22 protein-coding genes and 1 pseudogene are annotated in these 23358 nt (G+C 64.6%); 10 read left to right on the top strand and 13 right to left on the bottom strand.

The window, feature by feature from the left end; translation table 11 throughout:
* The first annotated feature begins 13 nt into the window (after nt 1–13).
* Genes AB0N05_RS34930 through AB0N05_RS34915 form a run of 4 tightly spaced genes read left to right on the top strand, consistent with a single transcriptional unit; the run spans nt 14 to nt 3863 of the window.
* The gene (locus AB0N05_RS34930) at nt 14–1024 is read left to right on the top strand and encodes an ABC transporter permease (RefSeq protein WP_364702178.1); all 1011 of its coding nucleotides are present in this window, start codon (nt 14–16) and stop codon (nt 1022–1024) included.
* Nucleotides 1021–1881, top strand: coding sequence for an ABC transporter permease (locus AB0N05_RS34925; RefSeq protein ID WP_364702175.1), 861 nt, complete (start codon nt 1021–1023; stop codon nt 1879–1881). Before AB0N05_RS34930 ends, AB0N05_RS34925 begins: the two co-directional genes overlap by 4 nt.
* Nucleotides 1878–3536, top strand: coding sequence for an ABC transporter ATP-binding protein (locus AB0N05_RS34920; RefSeq protein ID WP_364702172.1), 1659 nt, complete (start codon nt 1878–1880; stop codon nt 3534–3536). Before AB0N05_RS34925 ends, AB0N05_RS34920 begins: the two co-directional genes overlap by 4 nt.
* Before the next feature lie 21 nt (nt 3537–3557).
* Nucleotides 3558–3863, top strand: coding sequence for a hypothetical protein (locus tag AB0N05_RS34915; protein ID WP_364702170.1), 306 nt, complete (start codon nt 3558–3560; stop codon nt 3861–3863).
* Here AB0N05_RS34915 and AB0N05_RS34910 read toward each other — a convergent pair.
* Complete coding sequence (locus AB0N05_RS34910; protein WP_364702167.1) at nt 3860–4252, bottom strand: NUDIX domain-containing protein; 393 nt, start codon at nt 4250–4252, stop codon at nt 3860–3862. The two genes, AB0N05_RS34915 and AB0N05_RS34910, sit on opposite strands and share 4 nt — an antisense overlap.
* A 222-nt stretch (nt 4253–4474) precedes the next feature.
* The gene (locus AB0N05_RS34905; RefSeq protein ID WP_364702165.1) at nt 4475–5755 is read right to left on the bottom strand and encodes a hypothetical protein; all 1281 of its coding nucleotides are present in this window, start codon (nt 5753–5755) and stop codon (nt 4475–4477) included.
* A gap of 335 nt (nt 5756–6090) precedes the next feature.
* Between AB0N05_RS34905 and AB0N05_RS34900 the strand changes: the two genes are divergently transcribed.
* The 3 genes from AB0N05_RS34900 to AB0N05_RS34890 are packed head-to-tail and all read left to right on the top strand — an operon-like array spanning nt 6091 to nt 9613.
* Nucleotides 6091–6528 (top strand): DUF4189 domain-containing protein, encoded by a 438-nt coding sequence (locus AB0N05_RS34900; protein ID WP_364702163.1) that lies wholly within the window; start codon nt 6091–6093, stop codon nt 6526–6528.
* A 51-nt stretch (nt 6529–6579) separates the two neighbouring features.
* Nucleotides 6580–8268, top strand: a complete 1689-nt coding sequence (locus tag AB0N05_RS34895) for a peroxidase family protein (RefSeq protein ID WP_364702161.1) — start codon at nt 6580–6582, stop codon at nt 8266–8268.
* Nucleotides 8269–8275: 7 nt separating this feature from the next.
* Nucleotides 8276–9613 (top strand): cytochrome P450, encoded by a 1338-nt coding sequence (locus AB0N05_RS34890; protein ID WP_364702158.1) that lies wholly within the window; start codon nt 8276–8278, stop codon nt 9611–9613.
* 42 nt (nt 9614–9655) lie between these two features.
* Here AB0N05_RS34890 and AB0N05_RS34885 read toward each other — a convergent pair whose 3' ends face one another.
* From AB0N05_RS34885 to AB0N05_RS34860, 6 genes are all read right to left on the bottom strand, one after another.
* A complete protein-coding gene (locus AB0N05_RS34885; protein ID WP_364702155.1) occupies nt 9656–10006 on the bottom strand; it encodes a hypothetical protein in 351 nt (116 codons plus the stop codon).
* 40 nt (nt 10007–10046) lie between these two features.
* A complete protein-coding gene (locus AB0N05_RS34880) occupies nt 10047–10460 on the bottom strand; it encodes a hypothetical protein (protein WP_364702152.1) in 414 nt (137 codons plus the stop codon).
* A gap of 841 nt (nt 10461–11301) precedes the next feature.
* On the bottom strand, nt 11302–11709 hold the full coding sequence (locus AB0N05_RS34875) for a hypothetical protein (protein ID WP_364702149.1): 408 nt from the start codon (nt 11707–11709) through the stop codon (nt 11302–11304).
* Nucleotides 11710–11775: 66 nt separating this feature from the next.
* Nucleotides 11776–12102: a hypothetical protein gene (locus tag AB0N05_RS34870; RefSeq protein WP_364702146.1), complete on the bottom strand. Its 327-nt coding sequence runs from the start codon at nt 12100–12102 to the stop codon at nt 11776–11778.
* A 51-nt stretch (nt 12103–12153) separates the two neighbouring features.
* Complete coding sequence (locus tag AB0N05_RS34865) at nt 12154–12681, bottom strand: hypothetical protein (protein WP_364702143.1); 528 nt, start codon at nt 12679–12681, stop codon at nt 12154–12156.
* 17 nt (nt 12682–12698) lie between these two features.
* Nucleotides 12699–12959, bottom strand: coding sequence for a hypothetical protein (locus AB0N05_RS34860; RefSeq protein ID WP_364702140.1), 261 nt, complete (start codon nt 12957–12959; stop codon nt 12699–12701).
* A gap of 378 nt (nt 12960–13337) precedes the next feature.
* On the opposite strand from AB0N05_RS34860, the gene AB0N05_RS34855 reads away from it, so the two are divergent.
* The gene (locus tag AB0N05_RS34855; RefSeq protein ID WP_364702137.1) at nt 13338–14552 is read left to right on the top strand and encodes an FAD-dependent monooxygenase; all 1215 of its coding nucleotides are present in this window, start codon (nt 13338–13340) and stop codon (nt 14550–14552) included.
* 272 nt (nt 14553–14824) lie between these two features.
* Here the strand turns inward: AB0N05_RS34855 and AB0N05_RS34850 are convergent, their stop codons facing one another.
* From AB0N05_RS34850 to AB0N05_RS34835, 4 genes are read right to left on the bottom strand one after another with little or no spacing between them, the layout of a single operon-like run.
* A complete protein-coding gene (locus AB0N05_RS34850) occupies nt 14825–16297 on the bottom strand; it encodes an aldehyde dehydrogenase (NADP(+)) (protein WP_364702134.1) in 1473 nt (490 codons plus the stop codon).
* A gap of 31 nt (nt 16298–16328) precedes the next feature.
* A complete protein-coding gene (locus tag AB0N05_RS34845; protein ID WP_364702131.1) occupies nt 16329–17465 on the bottom strand; it encodes a mandelate racemase/muconate lactonizing enzyme family protein in 1137 nt (378 codons plus the stop codon).
* 14 nt (nt 17466–17479) lie between these two features.
* The gene (gene kdgD / locus AB0N05_RS34840; RefSeq protein ID WP_364702128.1) at nt 17480–18394 is read right to left on the bottom strand and encodes a 5-dehydro-4-deoxyglucarate dehydratase; all 915 of its coding nucleotides are present in this window, start codon (nt 18392–18394) and stop codon (nt 17480–17482) included.
* Nucleotides 18395–18438: 44 nt separating this feature from the next.
* Complete coding sequence (locus tag AB0N05_RS34835) at nt 18439–19317, bottom strand: LysR substrate-binding domain-containing protein (RefSeq protein ID WP_364702125.1); 879 nt, start codon at nt 19315–19317, stop codon at nt 18439–18441.
* Between the two features lie 300 nt (nt 19318–19617).
* On the opposite strand from AB0N05_RS34835, the gene AB0N05_RS34830 reads away from it, so the two are divergent.
* Together AB0N05_RS34830 and AB0N05_RS34825 are read left to right on the top strand one after the other, a co-directional pair.
* Nucleotides 19618–21003: a sugar porter family MFS transporter gene (locus AB0N05_RS34830; protein ID WP_364702122.1), complete on the top strand. Its 1386-nt coding sequence runs from the start codon at nt 19618–19620 to the stop codon at nt 21001–21003.
* Complete coding sequence (locus AB0N05_RS34825; protein WP_364702119.1) at nt 21000–22019, top strand: beta-propeller fold lactonase family protein; 1020 nt, start codon at nt 21000–21002, stop codon at nt 22017–22019. The genes AB0N05_RS34830 and AB0N05_RS34825 overlap by 4 nt, the downstream gene beginning before the upstream one ends.
* Here the strand turns inward: AB0N05_RS34825 and AB0N05_RS34820 are convergent.
* Nucleotides 21991–23251, bottom strand: a pseudogene (locus tag AB0N05_RS34820) (enolase C-terminal domain-like protein). The gene AB0N05_RS34825 and the pseudogene AB0N05_RS34820 overlap by 29 nt on opposite strands.
* Between the last annotated feature and the right edge of the window lie 107 nt (nt 23252–23358).

Genomic DNA, 23358 nt, shown 5'->3' with positions numbered 1-23358 from the left:
GGGGGCGGTGGGGATGACGCTCGAAGCCACCGCACCCGAGCAGGTGGAACTGGTCGCGGACGCCCAGACCGAGCCAAGCCGCGGGATCTGGCTGCGCGTCCTGCTCCGGTTACTCTCGGCGCTGAGCGTGCTGTGGGGAGCCGCGACGCTGGCCTTCATCAGCGTTCGGCTCGCGCCCGGCGATACGGTCGACGTATTGCTGGGCGAACAGCAGCGGACACCGGAGGTCGAGGCGGCCATTCGCGCCGAATGGGGCCTGGACAGCCCGGTTGTCGTGCAGTACTTCCGCTACCTGTGGCATTCGGCGCACGGCGATTTCGGGCGTTCCTACGTCCTGCAGCAGCCGGTGTCCGACATACTCCGCTCACAGGCCGGGCCGACGCTGGAACTCACCGCGGCCGCCCTGCTGGTTGCCTTGATCTTCGCGGTCGTGGTCGCGACCACCACCGCACAGCGACGACGATCGCGGGCACTCGCGAACACGGTCGAGTTGGCGCTCGTTTCGACGCCGACCTTCTGGCTGGGGATCGTGCTGTTGTCCGTCTTCAGCTTCAATCTGAAGATATTTCCGGTGTCGGGGAACAAAGGTGCTGCGGCACTTGTGCTTCCGGCGCTCACGCTCGGGCTGTCGCTCGGCGCGGTCATCTCTCAGGTGCTGCGGGACGGCTTGGAGCGAGCGCTCGAGGAACCGTTCGCACTGACCGTGAAATCATGGTCGGTGAGCGAGAGCGCGCTGCGTCTGCGTCACGGATTGCGGCATGCGGCGCTCCCGGCGGTGACCTTGACCGGGTGGCTGGTCGGCGGTCTGCTCGGCGGTGCCGTGATCACCGAAGCGGTCTTCGGGCGACCGGGACTCGGCAGATTGACCGTCAATGCGGTACTGGCGCAGGACCTTCCGGTCGTATTGGCCGTGGCTATCCTGTCCGCGCTCGTGTACGTCGTGATCAGCACGATTGTCGACCTGCTCTATCTGTGGCTGGACCCGCGGCTGCGCACCGGCTCTCGGGAAGGACGGTCGCGATGACGACGATCGGTCGTGCCGGTGACCTTGCCGGACGGGTGGCCGCGCGGGTGCGGATCGCACCCGGTGTGGCCGCCGCGACGCTCATCCTGGTGGTGATCGCGATTGCCGTGATCGCGCCCTCGCTGCTGACCGGAAGCGACCCGCTCACCGCGGATCCCCTTGCCGCACAACTCGAGCCGAGCGCGCAGCACTGGTTCGGCACTGACCATCTCGGGCGGGACGTTTTCACCCGTGTCGTGTACGGAGCCCGGTATTCGCTGTTCATCGGGGTGACGGCCACCGTCATCGCGGTCATCGTCGGCACCTTGCTGGGCTTGGTCTCCGGGCTGGCCCGGGGACTGCTTGACGAGTTGGTCACCCGATTCCTCGATGTCGTCTCCTCATTCCCGGATCTGCTGCTGGCCTTGGTATTGATCTCGTTCACCGGACCGGGAACCGTGAATCTGATCTTCGCGCTGGGTATCGCGTCGATTCCCCGGTTCGCTCGGATGGTGCGGGCGCAGACGCTCGTTATCCGCGAGACCGGCTATGTCGAGCAGGCGCGCACTTTCGGGCTTACCCGAATGACATTGGTGCGTCGGCATATTCTTCCGCATGCGGTGGCGCAGGTGCCGATCCTCGCGACCATCGGCCTCGGCACCGCGATCCTCGGTGCGGCGGGCCTCAGCTTCCTGGGGATGGGGCCCAAACCGCCCGCACCGGAATGGGGCGCAATGCTTTCCGAGGGCCGCAATTATCTGCGCAATGCCTGGTGGATTGCCGTGTTGCCCGGAGTGGCGGTCACCGCCACGGTGATCGCCGTGAGTTCCCTTGGGCGGCAATGGCAACGACACTACGACGGAAGGCCTCGGGGATGAGCCTCGTATCGATCACGAATCTCCGCGTCGGCTTTCCGTCGAAGGCGGGTGCGGGTGAGGTCGTGAAGGGCATCGATCTGCGGATCGAAGCGGGTGAGACTGTCGCGCTCGTCGGTGAGTCGGGATCCGGAAAGTCGGTCACCGCACGCACTCTCGTCGGTTTGTCCGGCTCCGGCGCGGTCGTTCGCGCGGATCGGTTCGACCTCTTCGGGCAGGATGCGCGTGCGTTTCGCGAGCGTCAGTGGCGGCGGATTCGTGGCACCGATATCGGCTTCGTCCTGCAGGATGCGCTCGTCTCCCTCGATCCGCTGCGATCGGTCGGTCAGCAGTTGGCCGAGGCCCAGCGGGCGCTGACCGGCCTGCGGGGACGTGCCCTCGCCGCGCGCAGCGTGGACCTGCTCGAATCGGTGGGATTCCCGGAGCCCGAAAAGCGGCTGGGGCAGTATCCCCATGAGCTGTCCGGCGGCCTCCGGCAGCGAGTGTTGATCGCGACGGCCATTGCGGGCGATCCTCGATTGATCATCGCCGACGAGCCGACCACGGCGCTCGATGTGACTGTCCAGCAACAGATTCTGGATTTGCTGCGGCAACGTAAGGAGGCGGGAAACGCCCTCCTGCTGATCAGCCACGATCTTGCGGTGGTGGCGGAATTGGCGGACCGCGTGCTGGTCATGAAGAACGGTGAGGTCGTCGAACAGGGGGATACGCGGGATGTACTCACGCGCCCAACGCATTCCTACACGAGGAGACTGCTCGCCGCCGTTCCCTCTGCCGCCTCGCGCGGCAAGAGACTGTCGATCCCCGAGGATCCGGCCGACGAACTTCAGGACCGGCCACTGCCGCCACGCAGGGTGGATGAAACCCGAATCGTATTGTCGGTCCAGAACCTTCGTAAAACATACGGCTCCGGAACGGCCGCCCGAACCGTGGTCCACGACGTCAACTTCGACCTTTTCGCAGGCGAGACCCTCGGAATAGTCGGCGAGTCCGGTTCCGGCAAGACGACCACCGCCCGCCTCGCCCTGAGCCTCATCTCGCCGACCTCCGGCCGCGCAATCGTCGATGGCGAACCATGGTCCGAACTCTCCGACAGAGACCTGCGCCCCCACCGCGGCACCGCCCAACTGATCGCCCAAGATCCATTGAGCTCCTTCGATCCGCGCTACACCGTGGAACGCGTGATCGGCGAGAGCCTGGACACGGTAGGCATCCGCGGCAGCGCCCGAGCAGCCCGAGTCCGAGAAACACTCGACGCAGTCCACCTCACCCGTGACCTCCTGAACCGCCACCCCCGCACCCTCTCCGGCGGCCAACGACAACGAGTAGCCATAGCCCGCGCCCTGGCCCCCCGCCCAGCCCTGATCGTCGCCGACGAACCAGTCTCCGCCCTGGACGTCTCCATCCAAGCCCAAATCCTCGACCTACTCGCCGACCTACAATCAGAATTCGGCACCGCCCTCCTACTCATCTCCCACAACCTCGGCGTAATCCACCACATCGCCGACCGAGTCCTAGTCATGAAAGACGGCCACATAGTCGAATCCGGCGACGCCAACGCAGTACTCACAGCCCCCCAACACGCCTACACCCGCCGCCTGGTCGCCTCGGTCCCCCAACTCCCGTCCCCAGAATCCACCCCCCTCGCCGTGTCATAGTGAGTCCGTATTGTCCACTTCATGACCGATATCGCCCCTCTGGCCGCGTCCGCCCGGGAGAAGTTCGGTGACCCCGGTGTCCACGCCATCGTCCGCAACGGACGCACCGTTCACGCGGTGAGCCTCGGCCAGTGGATCGGTGCCGAGGAAGTGCCAGAGTTGTTATGCCACACCGGCGTCGCCGGTTGGTCTCCCTCAGCATTGCAGCCAACCCGCGCGGATGTGACCTGCGTGCGATGCCTGCGCAGTCTGAACAGCGACATCGACACCTACTCATCCCAGTTGCCGCTGTTCAGCAGAGACTCGCTGGAATCGTTCACCACCTAGCCCAGGTAAGGCTGTTCCCGGTTCTCGGCGTGGTGCCGAAGGCGCAGCCGCACCGTGTCATGCACCGGCAACTCGGCCAGCTCATCCAGCGCGAGAAACCTGACCGAGGTCGACTCGTCGCTGACTTCGATCCGCCCGCCGATGATACGGCCGTAGTAGGTGATGTTGAATTCCTGCCGAATCTCACCGTCTTGGTACTCGATGATGTGTTCCGGGTCGGTGTAGATCCCGAGTAGTCCGGTGATCTCGATCTCGAGCCCTGTTTCTTCCTTCGTCTCGCGGATCACGCACTGCTCCAACGTCTCTCCGATGTCCATCACGCCACCAGGAAAACTCCAGTTCCCGGAATCGCTTCGGCGCTGCATGAGAATCGCGCCGTGCTCGTCCACGACCAGCGCGGAACCTCCCGGCACCAGACTGTTCGCCTTGGGCGCATTCGGATCTCGGTAATAGTCACGCCGTGAGCCCATGAGCATTCCCTTGCGAGTAGGTAGTTACGGATCCCCAAATCTGTTCTACCTGGTCATCGAACGAGGCGAAGATCCCGTGGGGTGACAGCTGCCGGGCGACCACCACTGGCCCGCCTGAAAGCCCAAGCGGGGGATGTGGCATTACTTCGAAGCGACCAGTTCGGTGAACCAGCGGACTGCTGCGGCGGTTCCCTTTCGGCCGGAATCCATGTGGTTGACGTCGCCGATGTCGATGAGCTGCGCATCTGGGGTGTGTTCACGTAGTGAGGTTTGGCAGTGGGCGCTGTTGTCCGGGATGACGTCGCGGTCCTTGCTGCCTGTGTACAGGCGGATTGGCATTTGGGGGGTCCAGTCGCGGCAGGTGCCGTTGGCGATTTGGACGGCGGTGGCTAACTCGCCGGTTGGGTTGCGGAGCATGTCTATGGCGTGGGGGGTTAGTAGGGCGTCGAGGGTTGTGGGGAGATTTTCGACGATGTCTTGTTCGGTGTGGGAGCCGTCGAATAATTGCTCCACGGTTTGGTCGTAGGGGGGTTGGAAGACTTCATTGGGGGATTGGTATAGGTGGTGTAGGCGATTCCAGGCGACCAGGAAATAGGCCGAGTAGAAGACGGCAGAGGTTGGGTCCAGCGAATTGCTCAGCAGTGCAGGGAATTCGGCGGTGGTCAGGTCGAATGGGCCGCTGATCGCGGCTACCGCGGCGGCTCGGAAGCCGTTGTCTGCGCCGCCTTGAATGGTTCGGGCCAAATCCATGGCCGCCGGTCCGCCCTGGGAGAAGCCGGTGATATCGACCTCGGGTCGTAGCGTTCGGCCGACACCGGTGACATAGGTTCGTGCCGCGCGCAACATGTCCAGTGACGCAGTGGTTGCGGAAGGCACATCCATGTAGGGGTGCGGGCCCGGCCCAAGCCCCAGGCCCAGGTAATCGGGCGTGACCCCGGCGAACCCGGCGCTCGCGTAGGTGATCGTTGCGGCCAGCTCGCCACCGTGGTCGGAGACCGACGGGCCGAAGGCCTTGGTGGCCATGGTGCCGTGCTCGAATGCCACTGCCGTCAGGTCGGCTACGCCGTTGCTGGGTAGTGCCAGCAAACCGCTGGCGGTCGTGACCCCGCCGGTGGGATCGACCGTCTCATAGACCAGCCGATACGTGTCGACACCGAATCGCACCGCGCCCGTATCGAATTCCTCGTTCGCGAGTTCCGCCGCCACGTCCTCGGTGGAGAACGTGCGCAGATGTTCGGCGTGCGCGAGCCGACCTCGATCGATATCGGCCGATTGTGGGCGAACGGCGTCGGGTGAACCTCCGCAGCCGGTCAGGAACACCGACATCGCGAGCATCAGTCCCGCGCCGCCGATCCCCGCGGTCACTCGGCGTTCCCGTGCCCGCCGCATGCGACGCGCCCCTGTCGACAAGAACTCAGTCATACCTGAAAGTGGACCTCTAGCAGGGCATTCGGGTCAATCGCTCCTGAGGGTGAGCGTGTGTCCGGCACCCTCAACCGCCGGTATGAGAACAGCCTCCTCCCTATAGGTCAGGAGTCCTGGTCGCTCCTTTGCACAGGCTTCCGGTCGCCGGGCTGATGAAACGGCCGGTCGGTGGGCGATTGTCTGGATTGTCGGGACTTCTGGGGGTGGTGAGAGGTACCGTGCGTACGGATATGACGGCTGGCTATTGGTGAGCTAACTCATTGGTGGTGGCGTTTGTTGTCGCGTGGCACTGCATCCCGTTTGACGTGAGACGGCGATCAAGGAGCACTGTGATGGCAGTTGTGGGAACGATTCTTCGGGGGTTCGCGGCGGTGGTGTCGGTTGCCGCATTCGTGGCTGTGGGGGGTGGCCCGGCGTCGGCGGAGCCGGGGCCGGATGGGCATATGTACGGGGCGTACGCGATTTCGGCCCTGCAACCGGATGGGTCGTATCAGATCGGATCCGCCTGGAACTTTCCGAATCAGGCGGGTGCCGACGGGCGGGCTATCACGGAGTGCGGGGTCGGCACTTGCTCGATCGCGTTCCGCTATATGGATGGGTGTGGGGCGATCGCGTTTCGAGGGGACCGGTTCGCGGGGGCTGCCGGTGCGAACCGTGATGAGGCGGCGCGCAATGCGGTGAACGCGGTCGGCCCGCCGTGGCCGTCGTCGATCAGCGCCGATGCTTCCGAGCCGGCGCAAGTGTTCGGGCCGGACTGCAATGGTCAGTGACGGTGTGCGATGAGTCGTCAATGGCATGAAAAGCCCTTGTTGCCTTTGCAAGTGCTGGATCTTGTGCATGAACGCGATGCCTTGCGGGAGAACAATCTGTTCGAGTCCGAGTGGATACGGCCCGAGTCGGAGCCCGGTGAACCGCCGGAGCAGGCGAAGCGGGCGCGTACCCCGGATGGGACATGGAACGACCTGTCCTGCCCGTTCATGGGGGCCAAGGGAACGGGATTCGGGCGCAATGCCCCGGCACGCGGCACGGTCACTCACACCGCACGGCTGCTGGATCCCGATCCCCGGGTGATCAGCCGTGAGCTGATGGCACGCGATGTGTTCAAACCAGCCGGAATCATCAACTCGCTCGCCGCCGCCTGGTTGCAGTTCGAGAACCACAACTGGTTCTTTCACGGCGATGGAGTGCCGGAGCGGACGATCGACATTCCGCTGCGCGACGGCGACGACTTCCCGGAGAACCCGATGCGGATCCGCAGCACCATCCCGCTGCACGGTGAGATCCGCGATGGTTGTCCCGCACCGGTTTTCGCGAACCATGAGACGCATTGGTGGGACGGCTCGCAGATCTATGGCAGCGGGGTGGAGCGGCAACGGGAGATCCGCACCTTCGTGGACGGCAAGGTGAAGGTCGGCGACGATGGGCGATTGCCCGAGAGTGATGTCTCCGGCATCGATCTCACGGGTATGCGGGAAAATTGGTGGGTCGGCGTCGGATTGCTGCACACGCTGTTCGCGCGCGAGCACAACACGGTATGCGACGCCCTGAAACGCGAGTATCCGAATCTCGGCGACCAGCGGCTGTTCGAACTCGGCGTCCTCGTCGTCTCCGCATTGATCGCCAAGATCCACACCGTGGAATGGACGACCTGCATCTGCCGCCACCCGGCACTCCAGTTCGCCATGAAGGCCAATTGGTATGGGGGACTGGGCAAACAGTTCAAGGCCAAGATCGGCCGGGTCGGCGACAACGAAGCCCTGTCAGGCATTATCGGATCGCACACCGACCACCACGACGTGCCGTTCTCGCTCACCGAGGAATTCGTCTCCGTCTATCGCATGCATCCGCTGATCGCCGACGACTGGGACTTCTACTCCCTCGATTCGGGACAATTCCTCGAACACCGCGTCTTCACCGAGTTGCAGGGTCGGCATACCCGCGACTTCATGGACCGCGTGGAGATGGGCGACCTGTGGTATTCCTTCGGATTGGGCGACGCCGGCGCGGTCTGCCTGCACAACTACCCCAACTCGCTGCGCACCCTGGCCCGCGTCGACGGACAGATCACCGACCTCGCGACCCTCGATATCATCCGCGATCGCGAACGAGGAGTGCCCCGATACAACGACTTCCGTGAGATGCTGCGCATGCCGCGACGTCGAAGCATTGCCGAGATCACACCGAATACCCAGTGGGCCAAGGAGATCGACGAGATCTACCACGGCGACGTCGACAGTGTCGATCTGCAGATCGGGTTGCAGGCCGAGCAGCCGCCGAAGGGATTCGGCTTCTCCGACACCGCATTCCGCATCTTCGTCCTCATGGCGTCGCGACGCTTGAAGAGCGACCGGTTCTTCACTGGCGACTTCCGGCCCGAGGTGTACACCAAGGTGGGCTACGACTGGGTGAATGATAATGATATGAAAGACGTACTGCTGCGCCACTATCCGGAACTCAGGCCCGTCATCGGCAGTGTCGATCGGATATTCGCGCCCTGGCCGAAAGGCTGATATGGCGGTGCGAGAATTCCCCCGCGCCTCCGCACTGGAAGGAATCCGATTCACCACCCGGATCGGAATCCCGCGCGTGGCTTCGGGATTGTTCGTGGAGCGGCCGATCCCGGCGCGTATTGCGGCTGCATGCGGTGCCGACCGCCGCGGCTATCGCCTCGTCGAAAAGCTCGTCCACAAGTACGGTCCCGCTCCGTTCCGGCTACGCGTCGGCCGCGACGAGGTCTTACTCGTTCATCACCCCGAGGACCTCCGATTCGTCCTGGAACGGTCGCCGGACCCGTTCGCTTCGGATCCCGGGAGCAAACGCGCGGGCATGGCCGCCTTCCAGCCCGAGGCCCTGACGCTCAGCCGTGGCACGCTATGGCAGGAACGCCGCCGATTCGCGGACTCGATTCTCGACACCGGGCATCCCGTCCACCGTCTCGCCGGTCGTTTCGTCGAGATCGCCAATGCGGAAACCGATCTTCTCCTGGCTCGAAGTGGCGGAAACACACTGTGCTGGAAGGAGTTCCACCAGGCGTTCCAGCGGATCACACGCCGAGTGATATTCGGCGCCCCCGCCGCCGATGACACCGCATTGTCGGAACTCCTCGAAGCTCTCATGGCCGCAGGGAATCGGCTGCCCGGTGCACCGGCACCTCGCTATCCCGAGTTCATCGCGCACATCGAGCGCTATCTGACATCGCCGCCGGGCGAAAGCCTGGCCGCCTTGATAGCCACCGCACCGCCGCTGAGCGCCACGGAACCCGCCGGACAGCTGGTGCACTGGATGTTCGCGATGGGAGACACGCTGGCCGTCAATGCCTTCCGTGCCCTCGCCGCTCTCATCGCGCATCCCGAGCAACTACGCCAGGTTCGAGACGAGGTCTCCCGGATCGATGGCGACGCTGCCTCCGGCATCGCATCCTCGGGTCACCTGGCCGGATCGATCTACGAAGCCATGCGCCTATGGCCCACCACCCCCATGTTCGGCCGCGAAAGCGCCGACGATGTCGAATTCCCCAGTGGGGCGGTACTTCCGGCCGGAAGCCAGATCCTCATCTACAACGTCTTCAACCACCGCGACCGCGCCCGCATCCCCTACGCCGACCGCTTCGCGCCACACGAGTGGGTCAGTGGTACCGCTGGCGACGACTGGTCATTCAACTTCTTCAGCCACGGTCCGCAGAACTGCCCCGGCCGCCACCTCGCCATGCTCCTCGCACAGACCGTCCTCGCCCGAATCATCGGCACAGTCGGTAATCTCACCGTTCGCGGCGCACGACTGACTCCCTCCCGCCCCCTGCCTTACACCCTCGGAACCGCCGCCATCCGTCTCTCGTGCGCGAATCCTCCGGGCTGAATAGGTTCATGTGAGCGGGCCCGTGGTCCAGGCGCAAACCGTCTATGGCATCCAGTGACCACATACCCGGCAGCTGACACTCTGCCGAGCGTGGTCTGAGCAGACGCCGGACTTCCGAATCAGATACCGGCCCAACGGCATGTCGGGCATCTTCCGAAATGCTTTCGGTCGACGCCCGCGCAGTCGCTGTTCGGCGGTATCGGACATCTCACTGTCGACCGGCCCGATTGCATTCAGCAGATCCTCATGGGCCTTATGCCGGTTGGCGCGATGCACGCGAGCCCGCTTGCGCGGCAGGTTCTTCCGTGACGCCTTATCGTTCTCGCCGTAGATATTGCGGCCGTCCTTGGCGTAACTCAGCTGCTTCTTCTCCTGCGGAGATCTCCTCACCATCGATCCCACGGTACGAGACCGTCGAGGCGTTCACCACGCATTAATCCGCCGCCTGGTCGGGCTTACCCAGGGTGGTCGGGTCCAGGACGCTGGCCGGTACGCCGTAGGGGAGGAAGCGGACTCGGCGGCGATCATCGGTGTTGTCGCGGTGTGCGCGTAGGGCTTCCAGCTCGCTGGGGAAGACCTGGTCGATGCGGGCCCCACCGTCGTCGTCGACAGTGAAGATCACCCACACGCCGCTCCCTGTTTCACCGGTGGTTTCACTCTCCGGTTTCGCTGCGCGCGGCCGCTCCGGCTGAACGAACTGGGAGAAGAGGGAAGCCAGCGGATTCGCGCTGGTGCGGTCGATATATTCGCTGGCCTTGGCGACCAGATCCCGCACATCGATCCCAGCCTCCCGCAAGGCACGTTCAACATCTTCCGGGTCAAAACCAAAGGGTCCATTATTTGCCATCGCATGCTCTCCTGAAAACGAATCCGGCGCTACGCCTCAGTCTCCCCGCGCAACCCCGACTTCGCCACGAGCAAGCACTGGCGGAGAGGCCTACTCGGCCGATGCCACAGCCACTGCATGCTGATCTTCACCAACACCCACCTCGCGCCCGGCCGAATTGAGTGTTCAGTGGTGCAGGGAGGTTCTCGACGTTAGTCTCCACGGCTGACGTTGTAGACAGGCTCACCGCTCACGACCTGCGGCAATGATGCCGGAGCAGGCGCGGACATCTCACAAATCCTCACAAATGCAGCGGATAGCGCTTCCGCCGCCTGCTCCAGGTACCACCAGTCGTTGCCGTCGTAGAACAGGTGATCAGGTCTCTGGCTTTCAGGGCTTTCAGTGGTTCGTTGCCGCGCCAGTCGACCAGGGGCGCAATCCAGTCCCGGTACGTTTCGCGGGAGTCCTCGGTCTGGAGGGCTAGCAATGCGGTGCAGTAGCAGACCCGATCACCAGCGTGACCGTCCTCGGGCGGGCCGACGTGGACCGCGAAGGGCCGAAGGTTCAGCTGTTAGGCCGGGGCTCTCTTCCCCGCTCTCACCCCTCCTGCACTACTTCGTGTCCCACGAAGTCTATCGAAAACAGCCTCTGACCTGCAATGATTGGCGTCGCACGCGCGAATAGTGTTGGTAGCGTCCGGATTCAAGATCCGGAGGCTGTCATCCACTCACCTTCGCGTTGAGGGTTAGTCGTCAATTCCCGCAGGTCAGCAACTTACCGACGCCGGTAGCCTTTGGCCGGATACGACAAAGGCCCCACCCTTCCCTTGGTGGGGCCTACGGTGATTCAGATGCTGGTGGGGTCAGAGCGATTTGCCGGTGAAGCCTGCCCAGAAATGCGCCCAGACAGAAGCCGGTTTCGAGGGGGCGTCCGTGGTGGTCGCGGCCTCGGAGCGCTCCACCTCAGCCAGGAAGGCAGCGGAAGGCTTGCGCAGTCCCCCCTGTTCTGCGGTACGGACAGGTTCGGCGGGAAGCGTTTTCGCGTTGCCGGTCTTGTTGTACTGCCCGCACGCCAGGCATTTCATCTTCTTAGCGGTGGCCAGGGTGCCCGCCCCGGCGAGTAGGCCGATACCGCCGGTGGGGACGCCTGCGGTGACGGCCGCGCCTGCGCCCATGGCCTTGGATCGGGTGGTGCGCTTGTGCTGGAACTGGCTACTACGGCAGTAGGCGCACCGCAGTTCGCCAGCCTGGTCGAGAAGGATGTTTCGCATGATGTGGGTAACTCCTTGAGGGGGTAGAGGATTCGCGTACTCAGTTGTCGATCAATGGATTCCGACTCAGTATCCCTGGCCGAGGACGTAGCAGTCGGTGCGGACGATATCGTCAGGGTTGAACCAGAACGAGGTACGCGCGCCGATGATGGTGCGGCCGGTAATGAACCCGTTCGACGCACCCCGGGATGGGACGTAGCCGTAGACGCAGGTTCCGCCGACCAGGTCCGGTTGCAGCGTGATCATGAAGCCGGTGTCGTAGTTGGTGTAGATGTCACGCTCGACGGACATGCCCGCCGAGGCCTGGGCAATGCCCGCGCCGGTGACGGCTGCCGTGATTGCCAGCGCAGTGATAGCCACGTAACGCAGTGCGCGGGCGGTGATTCCGTTCACTATTTATCTAATTCCTTTGAGATTGAGTGGGTTTCGGTGGAACTTCTGCGGCTACGCCGCTGCGCCGGTCACGATCGTGCAGGGCGCGTTCTTGTATTGGATGAGCAGGCTGCGGTCGCTCGGACAGGTGACGAGCATGTCGGCACCGAGGCCGTTCTTGTCCAGCGCGGCACGGACGAAGGTGTGCGTTTCGGCCCTGGTCAGCCTCGGCGCGGTGGCATCGAAGGTGCCGTTCTGCAAGCGGGCCTTGATCATCGCCCACGTCATGCTGACCGGGTTCTCAATGGCGGCGATGTCGACGCTGTACCGCACTTGCTGTCCTGTCTGGATCGCGCCGTCGGGGTCGACTTCCGCCCACCGGCCGAGGGTGCCGCCTGCGATCTTCAGTGACCGCAGGAACGCCGCCTCTTGCGCCGCCTTGGGTGAGGTTGTGGCCGGCGTCGTCGTAGTGGCCTCGGTGGTCGCGGCGGCGCTCGGGCCCATGGGGGCCTGGTAGCTGGTGGCGGCCACGTAGCTGGCTCCGCCGATGAGGGCGAGACCTAGTGCGGCAGCAGCGATCTTGGCACGGAGGGTGAACATGTCTTCGGAATTCCTTGTCAGGTGGTGGGTTTGGTGAATTCGAGTAATGCGGTGCGCTGGGCGGCGGTGATGATGCCCGCCTTCACTGCGTCGGTGAGGAACTTGGGCAGGTTCAGCGCGGGCGGTTCGGTATCCGTGTCGGTGGCCTGCTCGGCGGCCTCGAGGGCTGCTCTGGTCTCTGGGCTGACCGATTCGGGGTCGGAGCGCCAGCGCCGCACGGTGGCGACGGAGCGGCCGGAGCGGCGGGCGATATCGACCTGCCGGGGTGGTGTGCTCATGGTTTGCCACTCTACCATATTGAGCGCTCATAATTTAGAGCACGAGCGCTCAAGCGATGTTCTCAAGCAGCCTTGCCGGATGAGGCCTATGCCTCACAACATCTCACAAATCCGGAAACACCCCAGGTCGCTACAACCTGGGGTGTTCAATAGCCTTCCGCTATACCCGGACGTCAGTAGGCATCAGTAGAGACCGGCATCACTCAATGGACACCCTTCCGGCTTCTCGACGGATGCCTGCACCAATGAACATTCGATTCTGACCTTGATGGCTGGGGCCGATGAATTTTGGGTGGAGGGGGCGTCCACATCTCTGGATAGGCCGATAGTGAAGTAGATGACCTTGGTGGTGAGCCGGGGCAGCGTGTAGGAGGCACAGTGAGCGGGATCAGAGTATTGGTGGCGGGAGCGAGTATTGCGGGGCCTGCGCTGGCGCATTGGCTGCGGCGGCGGGGGGCTGAGGTGACCGTGGTGGAGCGGGCTCCCGAGTTGCGGCCGGGCGGGCAGGCGGTGGATGCGCGCGGGATTACCAAGGAGGTTATTCGGCGGATGGGGCTGGACACGGCGGTGCGGGCGGCCTGCACGCAGACCATCGGCGCGCACACCGTGGACGCGGAGGGGAATGTGCTGGAGAGCTATCGCGCGGATGATGATGGCGGCGACGGGTTCATTGCGGAGATCGAGATTCTGCGTGGGGACCTGTCGAAGGTCCTGTATGAGGACACCCGCGATGGTGTCGAATACATCTTCGGGGATCGGATCGCCGAACTCACCCAGGATCCGGATGGCGTTGACGTGACTTTCGTCGGCGGTGATCAGCGGCGATTCGACCTGGTGATCGGGGCAGACGGGCTGCATTCGGCATTGCGTGCAATGGTTTTCGGGCCGCATGAGCAGTTCGTGCGGCACCTCGGGTACATGCTGTCCTTCTACAGCGTGCCGAACGAGTTCGGGCTCGATAAGTGGCTGATCGAGTATCAGGAGTCGGGGCGCTCGGCCGGTCTGCGGCCGATTCAGGATGCGACCCGGGCGATGGCCATGTTCTCCTTCCCCTCGACCGACCTCGATTTCGATTACCGCGACATCGACGCCCAGAAGCGACTGCTGCGTGAGCGGATGGACGGCTTCGGCTGGTTGACCCCGGGTATCCTCGCCTACCTGGACGACACTCCGGACTTCTATCTCGACCAGGTCGCCCAGGTGGTGATGGACCGCTGGTCGAGCGGACGGGTGGGGTTGCTGGGGGACGCGGCATACAGCTCGTCGCCCATGTCGGGGCAGGGCACCGGGCTGGCCCTGGTCGGTGCGTACGTGCTGGCCGGTGAGCTGGCCGCCGCCGGGTGGGATCCGGAGATCGGGTTCGCCCGCTACCAGGAGCGAATGCTCGCCTTCGTCGAGGCCAATCAGGAGATCGCCCGGTTGAACGCGCGCAGCCGCGACGTCGCCGGGCCCGATGCCGAGCCGATCGTCGACTTCCAGAGCGAATGGTTCGCCGAGCTGATCGAGACCGCGATCAACGGTGTCGAGCTCCCCGACTACGCGGGGGTGCCGGACTCCGGGGCACCGGCCGAAGCGGGCGTTGACGGCGGGTAACGGGAGCCGTAGCCCGGCCCGGCAACTCCCCGTTCATGTGGCTTACACCACTGTCGATGGCAATTGAGTGGTGGTTGTCGGGCTGTGCCGTTAGAGTGGTCGCCGCGACGCGGGGAAGTTCCTGGATCTATAGCTGGGGGCCGAGTTGAGTTCCTCGGCGTCGTCCAAAATTTTTAGTGAGCGCCCCTCGTGCGCAACATCCTCCGCTCATCGGCATCCGTAATTGCCCTGAGCCCCTCCATTATTCACCGCAATCCGGGGTCGTTACCCGATCATCCATCGGCTGGGGTGACGCGGATGCCGTTGATGCGGCGGGATAGTTGCCAGGGGTTGGTTTCGCGCAGGGGCGGGAGGAGGAGGGCGTCGGGGAAGCCCTGCCAGGCGACCGGGCGGAGGAAGCGTGCGATGGCGGCGGTGCCCATGGAGGTGAAAACCGGTGCGGTGGTGGCGGGGTAGGGGCCGCCGTGGTGTTGGGCCCAGGACAGGATGATGCCGGTGGGCCAGCCGTTCCAGATCAAGCGCCCGGCCAGGCGGGTGAGAGCGGGCAAAAGGGTTCGCACCATGTCGGATTCGGATTCCTGCGCGTGCACGGTGGCGGTCAGGCCGGGCTTGAGGACGCCGAGGACCGCACGCAACTCGGCCTCGTCGGCGTATTCGACGATCAGGGAGACCGGGCCGAAGCATTCGACGGCCAGCGACTCCGCCGATTTCATGAAGTCGTCCGCTCGGACCTTCAGGAGCGTCGGGCGGATCGGGTCATCTGCCGGTCCAGGTTCTGAAAGCACTGTGACAGCAGGGTGTTCGCGCAGCTGCTCACGCCCGGATCGGTAACCGTCGGTGATCCGTTCATTGAGCATTGCTTGACCTGGCACGGAGGCGACTGCGGCACACAGTGTTTCGTCGAGCCCGTGCCCTTCCGGCAGCAGCAGTAGCCCCGGTTTGGTGCAGAACTGCCCGGCACCCAAGGTGAACGAGCTCGCGAACCCCTCGGCGAGCTCGGGACCTCGGGCCTTGACCGCGCCGAGGGTGACGACCACCGGGTTGACGCTGCCGAGTTCCCCGTAGAAGGGGATGGGCCGCGGCCGGGCATTGGCGATATCGAACAGCGCGCGCCCGCCCGCCTCGGAACCGGTGAAGGAGGCCGCGGCGATGTCGGGATGGCGTAGTGCGGTGCGGCCCGCTTCCACACCGCACAGCAGATCGAATGTCCCGGTCGGCGCACCCGCCGCGGTCAGCGCTTCGACCAGGATGTCGCGCGTGCGCACCGACAGCTCCGGATGCCCCGGATGCGCCTTCACCACCACGGGGCAACCGGCTGCCAGCGCGGCGGCGGTGTCGTGCCCGGCGACACTGAGCGCGAAGGGGAAGTTGCTTGCCGTGAAGACCAGCACCGGGCCGATCGGCACCACCGTGCGCCGGATATCCGGGCGCGCGCCCATGGGCCAGTCCGGATCGGCGTGATCGATGGTGGCGTCGAGGAATTCACCGTCGGTGAGTACCTGCCCGAACAAGCGGAGCTGAAAGACGGTGCGCAGCAGCTCCGAGCGCAGTCGCGGCCGCTCGGGCAGGTGAGTCTCCCGCGCCGCCAGCGGAACCAGCTCATCCGCCGCCTTCTCCAAGGCGTCGGCGGCAGCGTCGAGCCACCGCGCCCGTTCGCCGGGGGTGGTCACCGCGAGCTGTGCCGCGGCGGTGGTCGCGGCGGCGATGATGCGGTCGATTTCGGTTCGGGATGTTTCCGCGATCATGGTGTCCTTCAATGATTCTCGGGATCGATACTCAGGATCGGATCCGGTGGCGGTCGACGGTCCAGGCGCGGGCCTGCTCACTGATGCTCACGCCCAGACCGGGTCGCCCCGACAGGTGCATGCGTCCGTCGCGAATGTCGAGCCGTTCGTCGAAGAGCGGATCGAACCATTCGAAATGCTCCACCCAGGACTCGAGTGGATAGGCCGCGGCGAGGTGCACGTGCACCTCCATCAGGAAATGCGGTGCCAGGATCAGCTTTTCGCGCCCGGCGAGGGACATGATCTCCAGGAACCGGGTGATGCCGCCCACCCGTGGCGCATCCGGTTGCGCGATATCGATTCCGGCCCTGAGTAATTCGGTGTGCTCGGCCACGCTCGAGAGCATCTCACCGGTCGCGATCGGGGTGTCGAAAGCCTGGGACAGGTGAGCGTGACCGGTGAAATCGTGTGCATCGAGGGGCTCTTCGATCCATTCCAGCCGCAGCGGCTCGAAGGACCGGCACATGCGCCGCGCGGTGGTCCGATCCCACTGCTGGTTGGCGTCCACCATCAGCGGCACGGCGTCACCGATCTTCTCCCGCACCGCGATGACCCGAGCCAAATCCACCGCGTGGTCGGGATGCCCGACCTTGATCTTGATGCCGCCGATACCGCTGTCCAGTGCGGTGGCCGCCCGCTCGAGTACCTCCTCGACGGGCAGGTGCAGGAATCCGCCCGTGGTGTTGTAGCACCGCACCGAATCACGATATGCACCAAGCAGTTTCGCCAACGGCAGCCCGGCCCGCTTGGCCTTGAGATCCCACAGCGCGATATCGAAGGCGGCAATCGCCTGCGCGGCCAGCCCACCGCGGCCCACCGACGCGCCCGCCCACATCAGCTTGTCCCAGAGTCGGCCGATATCGCTGGGATCCTGCCCGAGCAGTTCCGGCGCGAGTTCGCGTGCGTGCGCGAACTGTCCGGGTCCACCGGCGCGCTTGGCATAGCTGATGCCGATGCCGGTCAGCCCGGTCTCGGTGCTGATCTCGGCGAACAGCACCGCGACCTCGGTCATCGGCCGCTGACGTCCGGTCAGTACCTTGGCGTCGCTGATCCCGGTGGGCAGCGGCAGCCGCACCGAGGAAATCTCGACACCGGTGATACGGTCCAGAATCGCTGTGCTTGTAGTCATTTCGTGAGCGCCCGTCATATGATCGTGGCGACGAGCGCGGTGAGCTCGGCGACTTCGCTCGCGCTGAGATCCGTCAGCGGTGGCCGGACGCGGCTCGACGGGCGGCCCGCGGCCGCCAGCCCCGCCTTGATGATCGACACCGCGTATCCGGGCCTGCGATCGCGAATGTCCAGGTACGGCAGGACGAACGAGCGCAGCTTGCGATAGACCTCATCACGGTCATGGGCACGCACTGCCTTGTAGAACGACAGCGCGAACTCCGGTGCGAAGTTGAAGATCGCGGAAGAGTATGTGGTGACCCCCATTTCGGTATACGGGAGCGCGAACGTCTCCGCCGTGGGCAGTCCACCTATGTAAGTGAGCCGGTCGCCCAAACGCGCGTAGATGCGTGTCATGGTCTCGATATTGCCGACCCCATCCTTGAACCCGATCAGATTGGGGCAGCGATCGGCCATGCGCGCCACGGTCACGTCGTCGCAGGCCGCATTGGCACGGCTGTAGAAGATCACGCCGAGTGACGTGGCCGCACACACCGCCGCCACATGTTCGACCATCCCGTCCGGCCCCGCCTCCGTCAGATACGGCGGAAGCAGCAGAATCCCCTGCGCCCCAGCGGCTTCCGCCGCCCGCGCCTGTTCCACGGCAATGGCAGTACCCGTGGTGGCGGGCGCGATGACCGGCACCCGCCCCGCGGTCTCGGCGACCGCCGCGCGCAACACCCGATCGATCTCCGCCGAGGTCAGCGAGAAGCCCTCACCGGTCCCGCCCGCGGCGAAAAGCCCGGCCACGTCGTACTGAGCCAGCCAGTCGATGTGCTCGCGATAGGCATCCTCGTCGAAGGCCAGCTCCGAGTCGAAATGTGTGACCGGAAAGGACAGCAGGCCCCGGCCCAGCACGGGCCCGAGTTCTCCAGCGGATATCGACGACACAGTGTTCTCCTCGAATACATTGCATGGCACCGGCGTCCAGGACGTCAGGCGTCGTGCCACGTCTCCAATAGATTGACGACGCGGCGCAGCGCCGGATTGGCCGGCTGCCCACGCCAGACCGCATACAGCTCGGCTCGCTCGCGCACCGCGGTCAGCGGCAGATAGCGGACACCCTCGGGATGCAGGTGGCTGGCAGTCTCCGGCACCAGCGCCACCCCGCGCCCGGCGGCGACCAGCGCGAGCATGGTGTGCACCTGGGTCACCTGATCGCCGACATCGTGGGATACCCCCGCCAGTACCCGCGCCATGAGTTCGGCGAAATACCGTGCCGGGCCCGGGGCATACGCCAGGAACCGCTCACCGTCGAGATCCCGCACCCCGACCGGACCCGCGCCCAGCCGATGCTGCTCCGGCACGGCCAGCACCAGCGGATCGCGATGCACCAGCACCCCTTCGAACTCGGTGCGTTCGAAGGGCGGCCTGCAAAGCCCGAGATCCAGCTTGCCACTGGATAATTCGCCGAACTGCTGAGCACTCACCGATTCGCTCAATGCCAGTTCCACCCGTGGCAGCGCCTGAGAGATCTGGTTCAGGAAATGACCCAGAAAGCCGAAGCCAGCGGTGGCGGTGAACCCAATGCGCACGGTGCCGGTATTCCCGGCGGCAACCAATCGTGCTGTGCCCGGCGCGGCTTCGGCAAGCGCCAGTAGACGTTTGGCCTCCGTGAGAAACACCGCCCCCGCCGGGGTGAGTTCCACCTGCCGCTGGGTGCGGTCGAGCAATTGCACCCCGACATCGCGCTCCAACTTCTGGATCTGGCGGCTCAATGGCGGCTGGGTCATTCGCAGCAGTTCCGCCGCGCGGCGAAAACTGCCCTCCTCGGCGACCACGACGAAACCGCGTACCTGCTCCAGGGACAACATGCGGCCCTCCTCGGTTCGTATCGGTCACCCGCTTACGGAGGCTAGGGCAGGTTTTGATACCCGTCCAACATCAATAGAGCATCGGCCGATGCAGTGTGAGTATCGAGCCTGATTCATAACACGAATCCCCGTCGTGCCGTGCAGAACTGCGTTGACCGTTCCGGAAAAGGCTCTCCCACAGCGGCATTGGAATTCATGAAGGCATGACCTGATACCGAGATTGAATCGGAGATCGTATTGCCTCCGCTATACGGGCATGTGACCCTGGGCACACTTGTTCGGCAGTGAAGGAAGCAGCTCATGCAGCAATCGGCAACGGCGCCCGCTCGTCCGAGGCGAATCAGCGTGTCGTATCTCTACTTCTTCGGCGCGCTCGGAGGCATCCTGTTCGGCTATGACCTCGGCGTCATCTCCGGAGTCCTGTTGTTCATCAAACCGCTCTGGCACCTGGGCTCGGTCGCGCAGGGCGTGGTCGGCGGCTGCCTGGCGGCGGGTGCCATTCTCGGCGCGGCATTCGCGGGTCGGATCACGGACCGCTGGGGTCGGCGGCGGTCCATCATGGTCGCGGCCGCGGTCTTCACCGTCGGAGTGGTCGGCTGCACCATCGCCCCGAACTTCGGAATGCTGGTGGTGGCCCGGTTCATTACCGGTATCGCGGTCGGATGCTCGTCGGCGACGGTGCCGACCTACCTGTCCGAGCTCGCACCGACCCGGGTGCGCGGTGCACTGTCGACGCTGAACCAGTTGATGATCGTGTCCGGCATCCTTATCGCCTACATCATCGACTGGGCGCTCTCGGGTGCGCAGAACTGGCGGCTGATGTTCGCGCTGGCCGCGGTCCCCGCCGTCATCCTGTTCTTCGGCCTCATCGGTATGCCGGAAACTCCGCGCTGGCTGGTCAAGGCCGGTCGCGACGCCGAGGCCCGCACCGTGCTCGAACAGACCCACCGCGATGACGATATCGACGCCGAGCTGAACAGCATCCGCGAGGTGATCCAACTCGATGCCACCCAGCAGGGCCGATTGCGGGATCTCTTGACGCCCTGGGCCCGACCGGCGCTCATCGTGGCGCTGATCCTCGCGATCGGACAGCAGTTCGCGGGCACGAACGCGGTGAACCTGTACGCGCCCATTATGTTCAAGGATCTCGGGCTCACCAGTTCCAACTCGCTGCTGGCGTCCATCATCATGGGCACGGTGAAGGTCATCTTCACCGGCTGGGTGTTCCTGGTGGTCGACCGCTGGGGCCGTAAACCCTTGCTGCTCATCGGCAATGTGCTGATGGCACTGGCACTGTTCCTGCTCGGCGCGGCCGTACTCGGCATGGACAAGGGCACCGGCACCGGTATCGTGGCGCTGATTCTGCTCAATCTGTACTGGGTCGGTTACGAACTCGGCTGGGGCGCGGTGGTGTGGGTGATGATGGCCGAGATCTTCCCGCTGCGAGTGCGCGGCATCGGGATGGGCAGCGCCAGCACCGTGCTGTGGGCCTCCACCTTCGCGATCACCTTCCTGTTCCCGGTCATGAACGACCATCTGGGACTGGGGTATTCGGCCTGGATCTTCGCCTCGGTCAGTGTGGTGCTGTTCGTGCTGGTGCGGCGATTCGTGCCGGAGACCAAGGGGCGCAGCCTGGAACAGATCGAACTGGATATGCGGTCACGGGTCGCGGGAGCCGAGGCGTGACGACGGTCGTCTATGTGTCGAATGCCGGTAGCGCGGAAATCTCCGTGCTCCGGCTCGATTCGGACGGTTCGGTGCGGCCGGTGCAGACGGTATCGGTCACGGGTGCGGTCATGCCGTTGGTCATCAGTCCGGACCGTCGGTACTTGTACGCGTCGTTGCGGTCGGTGCCTTACTCCGTCGCGTGTTTCGAGATCGATCCTGGCACTGGGGAATTGAGGGCGACGGGGACGGTGCCGCTGCCCGACAGCATGGCCTACTTGTCGGTCGATCGCGGTGGTCGCTACCTGCTCGGGGCTTCCTATACCGGCAATGTCATCTCGGTTAATGCGATCGCGCCCGGCGGCCATGTCGATTCAATGCCGATCGAGGTACTGCCGACGCCGCCGCACGCACACTCGATCGTCACCGATCCATCGAATCGGTATCTGTTCGCGACAGCGCTTGGTGGTGACGTGATCCTGCAATTCCTGTTCGATCCGGCGACCGGTCGGCCCACGCCCAACAGCCCCGCCGTCGTTGCAACCAAACCCGATGCGGGACCGCGACATCTGCTGTTCCATCCGGGCGGGCGGTTCGTCTATGTGAGCAATGAGCTGGACGGCACGGTGGGATGCTTCGAATTCGACCGGGACACCGGTTGTCTCGCTGCCTCCGACACGTATTCCGTCATGCCCGAAGGCCTTTCCGAACCGTGGACCGCCGAGCTGCGCTGCACGCCCGACGGCAAATACCTCTACATTTCGGAGCGACGCTCGAGCACCCTCACCGGTTTTGAGATCGACGCCGTGACTGGCGCGCTGCGATCACTCGGGCACACCGCGACCGAGACCTGCCCGCGCGGCTTCGCTATCGACCCGAGCGGCCGCTATCTACTGGCCGCGGGACAGCAGTCCGACGCGCTCACGGTCTACGCCATCGAACCCGGCACCGGCGCTCTTACGCCACTGGCCCGGCAGTTCCTGGGCCGCGACCCGAACTGGGTCGAGATCATCGCCCTGCCCGAGCCCGACGCATAGCGGCAATATCATCGCGATCCCGCAAGTGCGGCAAGTTGTTCCAGCGTTCGTGCAAGTGGGCAAGGGAGTCCCGATCCAGGTCTATGCCGAGGCCGGGGTCGTCGGTGACGGTGACCGCGCCGTCGGTGAAGGCGAACCGATCGGTAATGACGTCCTCGGACTGCCATGGGTAGTGGGTGTCGCAGGCGTACTCCAGGTGGGCGACCGTGGCGGCCACCTGGGTCATGGCGGCCAGGCTGATCCCGAGGTGGGTATTGGAGTGCATCGACAGGCCCTTGCCGTAGGCGCGGCAGATTGCGGCCAGATCGCGGGTGGCGAACAAGCCGCCCCAGAAGTGGTGGTCGGCCAGCACGATCTGGACGGCATTCCGGTCGAAGGCCCGGTTTCACTTCATCGAACGACGTCACGATCATATTGGTGGCCAACGGAATTCCGGTGCGCCGGTGCACCTCCGCCATATCCTCGACAGTGGCGGCGGGATCCTCCAGATATTCGACAACACCGGTCAGCTCCTCGGCGACATGCAGCGACGTTGTCAACGACCACGCGCCATTGGGGTCCAATCGCAGTGGCATACCGGGAAATTCGACCGCCAGCGCCTTGATCGCCTCGATCTCCTCCTCGGGCGTCATGACTCCACCCTTGAGCTTGATGGACCGGAACCCTCCGTATTCCACGAACTTTCGCGCGAGCCGCACAACCCCCTCGGGATCCAAGGCCGCGCCCCAGTCATCGGCCTGCGCACCGGCGACGGGATGCTCCGCCCATTTATAGAACAGGTACCCCGAATACTCGACGGTGTCACGCACCTTGCCGCCGAGCAGGGCATGAACGGGAACACCCAGATGCCGTCCCAGCGCGTCCAGCATGGCCACCTCGAATGCCGAGAGGACACTCGATCGCACCTTGTCGGTGGTCAGCGCTCCCCGCAAACCACTGGCCGCGGGCGTGGCATCGAGAAGAGTGGTGGCGGTCCGCCCCCTCCGCCCGAGCGCGTTGACCGCACCGATCGAGGTGCCGACCAGCTCGCGGGAGAGTTCCGCCGCACGCGCCAAATAGACCGTGTCACCGTATGTTTCACCGAGCCCGCACACACCGCCGTCGGTCTCCACCTCCACGATCAGACGCGGCGTGAACGGCTGATGCACGCCCGACCGGTTCAAGAGCGGCGGATCCGCGATCAGAATCGGGGTCAGCCGCACATCGGTGATGGTCGGAAACTTCGTGGTCATCGGCAGCATGAATTGCAGGCTAGGGCCGGTTCCGATATCGGTCCAACATCAATGAGGCATCGTCCTATGCCCAAGAAGTATCGATAGCGGGCGTTCTTGTGTGCGAA

The organism is Nocardia sp. NPDC051030 (assembly GCF_040683015.1).
Classification (GTDB): Bacteria; Actinomycetota; Actinomycetes; order Mycobacteriales; family Mycobacteriaceae; genus Nocardia.
Note: the sequence above shows the minus strand (reverse complement) of the source record. Positions and strands in the feature narration are given on the sequence as shown.